General features: G+C 72.0%; 3 protein-coding genes. 1 reads left to right on the forward strand and 2 read right to left on the reverse strand.

Annotation, left to right across the window (positions count from 1 at the left end; translation table 11 throughout):
* Both D7X74_RS40010 and D7X74_RS40015 read right to left on the reverse strand, forming a co-directional pair.
* Positions 1–727 (reverse strand): OPT/YSL family transporter (locus D7X74_RS40010; protein ID WP_199742003.1); only part of this gene is annotated, 727 nt, incomplete at its 3' end.
* The gene (locus D7X74_RS40015; RefSeq protein ID WP_167508747.1) at positions 724–2,988 is read right to left on the reverse strand and encodes a PAS domain S-box protein; all 2,265 of its coding nucleotides are present in this window, start codon (positions 2,986–2,988) and stop codon (positions 724–726) included. The genes D7X74_RS40010 and D7X74_RS40015, both read right to left, overlap by 4 nt.
* Positions 2,989–3,248: 260 nt before the next feature.
* Here D7X74_RS40015 and D7X74_RS40020 point away from each other — a divergent pair.
* The coding region (locus D7X74_RS40020) for a serine/threonine-protein kinase (RefSeq protein WP_147446866.1) at positions 3,249–4,385 on the forward strand (1,137 nt) is incomplete at its 3' end.

Consider the following 4,385-nt stretch of genomic DNA (forward strand, 5'->3'; position numbering starts at 1 on the left):
CGCCCCAGGTCAGCGACTCCAGCGGAGCACCACCGACGCGGCCCGGCAGGCCCACCATGCCCGGCAACCACCCGCGCGAGTCCCGCATCCACGTCACCACCATGGCCACCACGCCCGCGCCCACCAGCGTCCGGCCGCGCCCCACCGACGTGCCCGGGGCCTCCGTCGGCGTGGCCGCATGCAGCGTGGAGATGAGCTCCGCGGTGGCGATGCCCGTGGGGAACGGCAGGGCCTCCTGCTCCAGGAGGCGCCGACGCAGCAGCCCCGCCACCAGCACGCCCACCGTGCCCAGCACCAGGCCCCAGGCCGCGATGCCCCAGCCCGGCACCGCCACGCCCAGGAGCGCCAGCGCCGGCAGCGCGCCCAACAGGCCCGCCGCCGCGGGCATCGCGCCCACCGCCGACGCGGCCGTCTGCGTGAGGTTGTTCTCCAGCGGCGTGTACGGCACGCCCCGCCGGCGCCCATAGGCGGCAAGCCCGCTGAACCCCAGCACCGTCGCGGTGATGGAGCCGCTGTCCCACCAGCCCGTCTTCATCCCCATGTAGAGGTTGGTGACGGCCAGGAGCGCGCCGATGAGCAACCCCATCCCCAGCGCGCGCACCGTCCACTCACGGCCCTGGGATGCCGGGGCGCCCGCCGTGCCCAGGCCCTGCACCGGAGGCAACGGCTCCCCCGGCCCCACCGCGGCCTCGGGAGGGGACGCGGGGTGACCGGAGGAGACGCTCATCGCCCCGCCTCCGCCGAACGACCGACCAGCTCCCGCAGCTGCGCCAGGTCCAGCGGCTTGCTCAACTTGAGGTTCGGCACGTCGCGCAGGAAGGACACCGTGCGCGGCGTGAAGGCCCCGCCCGTCATGAACACCATGCGCCCGGCCTGCTCCGGCGCCGAACGGCCCAGCTCGAAGTACAGGTCCATGCCCGTCATCCCCGGCATCATCACGTCACAGAGGATGAGGTCGAAGCGGCCGCCCTCGTTCACCAGCCGCAGCGCCGCCTGCGCGCTGTTCGCCGTGGCCACCTCGTGCTCCGTCGCCAGCGAGCGCTGCAGCGCCACCGTCACGTTGGGCTCGTCGTCCACCACCAGGATGCGAGCGCGCGCCCCCGCCTGCGCCGTCGCCGACAGCCGGGGGTAGAGGTCCGGCTCGTGCTGCGCCGAGCGCAACACCACGCGGAAGGTGCTGCCCTGCCCCGGCACGCTCTCCGCCTGGATGGAGCCGCCCATGGATTCGATGATGCCGTGGCAGATGGACAGCCCCAGCCCCGTGCCCACGCCCACCGCCTTCGTGGTGAAGAACGGATCGAAGATGCGCCCCAGCACCTCCGGCGTCATGCCCACGCCGGTGTCGCGCACCTCCACCACCACCTTGCCGGGCTCGCCCTGGCGGATGATGGCGCGAATCTCATGCTCGGTGACGGAGGACGGATCCTCCGGAATCGCCTGCGCCGCGTTGAGCAGCAGGTTCAGGAACACCTGACACAGCCGCGCCTCACTGGCCTCCACCGCCGGCACCGGTTCAAATTCGGTAATGAGCCGCGCGCGGTGACGGATGACGTTGTCCGCCATCTTGCACGCCAGCTCCACGGAGCGACGCACGTCCACCGGCATCGGCCGCGACTCCTGCTCGCCGCGCGCGAACACCTTCAGGTCCCGCACGATGGTGGCGATGCGCTCCGCACCCTCCGTCGTCTCCCGCACGAGCTGCTGGATGGCCGCCACCGGCTCCGACGGCGCGCCTTGCGTCTCCAGCTTGTCCAGCCCCTCGCGGATGAGGTGCAGGTTCACCAGCATGTACGCCAGCGGGTTGTTGATTTCGTGCGCCACGCCCGCGCCCAGCGTGCCCACGCTGGCCAGCCGGTCCGCCACCACCAGCCGCGCCTGGAGCTGCCGGCGCTCGCTCATGTCGCGGTGGACCATGATGTTCGCGATGATGCGCCCTTCGGCGTCGCGCAGCGGCACCACCACGGACTCGCAGACGCACGTCATGCCGTCGTCGCGCCGGAACTCCAGCTCCCCGGACCAGCGCCCGTGCACCTCCAGCGCGGTGAGGATGGCGCCCGTCAGCCGGTCCTGCTCACCCGGGTGCAGCACGCTGAAGAGCGTCTGTCCCATGGCCTGCTTGCGGCTTCGGCCGAACATCCGCTCCGCGCTGGTGTTCCAGTCGATGACCCCGCCCGCCAGGTCCGTGATGACGACGCCGTCGGAGATGCTCTCGAAGATGAGCGCCTGCCGGTGCAGCTCCTGCTCCGCCTGCTTGCGCGCGGTGATGTCCATCACCGTGCCCGTCACCCGTGCGGGCTGCCCCGCCGCGTCCAGCAGCACGTCGCCCTTGCATGAAATCCAGCGGTAGCCGCTGCCGGCAGGCTCGATGCGGTACTCCACGTCCACCTGCGACTTCTGCTGGAGCGCCGTCGCCAGGCCCGCGCGCAGCCGGGGCAGGTCCGCCGGGTGGACGATCTCCTCCAGGTCCATGGCGCGGCCGGACAGCTTGCCCACCGCCAGTCCCAAAAGCCGGTCCACGTGCTCGCTCCACGTCACCTGACCGCTCTTCGCGCTCCAGTCCCAGATGCCCACGCGCGCCGCGGACAGCGCTTGCCTGAGCTGCTCCTCGCGCTGCTCCAGCACCTCCCGCCGGGAGAAGCGGAACACCGTGACGGTGCCCACCTGGAGCCGGTCGCCCTCCTGCAGCTCCGCCGTGGACACCGGCAGGCCGTTGAGGAACGTGCCGTTGGTGGACTCCAGGTCGGTGACGCGGCAGGTGCCGTCGGCGGAGCGCAGGATGCGCGCGTGCTTGCGCGACACCCCGTGGTCGTCGATGCGGACCTCCGCCTCCGACCCGCGCCCGATGATGTGCTCGCCCGGCTCCAGCCGGTACGCCTTGCCGATGGCGGCGGGCGTCGTCGTGCTGATCAGGATGAGACACGCCCCGGTCGAGGACGGAGCCGTCACCGACTGGCCCGCGCAGGTCGTGAGCTCGTCCAACAACGTCATCATGTGTGCCAGCCCCCTGGCGTTCCCCTGCGCTCGGGCCGGCACTCTCCTCGCCGCCTGTCGTGCATGACGCCGCGCTCCGTGATGGCCAGAAGCCTTGGCCCGGTTCGCAACCATACCCCAACGGCTTCCAATGAACGTCCCTTCCACCCCCAGGGCAGGAAGCCTGACTCCTGGTGAACGGGCAAAAGGGCAGGCAGGGAGGCAGCCGGCGACGGGCGCACGCGACCCACCCGGCGGATGCTAGGGTGCGGGGATTCATGGCGGCGGACTCCGAGAGCACCTTCCGCATCCAGGCGCGCGCGGCCGCGAGCGCCACGGACAAGGGGCATGACGCACCCACCCGTTCCGAACGGGGACCGGGCACGCTCGCGGGCGAGTACGTGCTCAAGTCGATGATCGCCGCCGGAGGCCACGGCAGCGTCTACGAGGCCGAGCACCGCATCCTGGGCCGGCTGGCCGCGGTGAAGGTGCTGCACGCGCACCTGGCGGACCAGGGGGAGATGCTCCAGCGCTTCGTGCGCGAGGCCCGGGTGGTGAATCAGATCCACCACCCCAACATCGTGGACGTCTACGACTTCGGCCTGATGCCGGACGGCAGCCCCTACTACGTGATGGAGCTGCTGTCGGGGCGCACGCTGAGCCAGGTGGTGCAGGAGCGCGGGCGGCTCTCCGCGTCCCGCGCGCTGGCGTACCTGGAGCCCATCTGCGGCGCGCTGGAGGCGGCGCACCGCTCCGGCGTCGTCCACCGCGACCTGAAGTCCAGCAACATCCTGGTCGTGGAGGAGGGGGAGAAGCCCCGGCTGAAGCTGCTCGACTTCGGCATCGCCAAGCTCATCCAGCAGGAGCCCGGCCAGGAAGGCCTCACCACCGCCGGCCAGCGCCTGGGCACCGCGCACGCGATGGCGCCCGAGCAGTTCCGGGGCGGTCGCATCGGGCCGCCCACGGACGTGTACGCGCTGGGCGTGCTGCTGCACCAGTTGCTCACCGGCCGCTACCCGTTCCAGTCCGAGGACCGGCTGGAGCTGGAACGGATGCACCTGGAGGCCCCGCCGCCGCGCCCCAGCGTGCGCGCGCCGGTGTCCCCCGGCATGGACGCGGTGGTGCTGCGCTGCCTGGACAAGGACGCCACCCGCCGCTACCCCAGCGTGAGTGCCTTCCTCACCGCGCTGCGCGAGGCCGCCGAGGAGCCCGGACAGGTGGAGGGGCAGACCCGCCCCGTGTTCGCCGTGCACGCGGAGGTGGTGCTGCCCGCCACCGACCAGGACGACGACACGCTCTACGCCGCGCTCGCCGGAGTATTGGACATGCTGGAGCAGGGCCTGCGCGAGCGAGGCTTCCTCCTGGCGCTCCAGACCGGCACCACGCTGCTGGGGGTGCGGCCCCTCTCCCCCGAC

Source organism: Corallococcus sp. CA047B (assembly GCF_003612065.1).
Taxonomy (GTDB): domain Bacteria; phylum Myxococcota; class Myxococcia; order Myxococcales; family Myxococcaceae; genus Corallococcus; species Corallococcus praedator.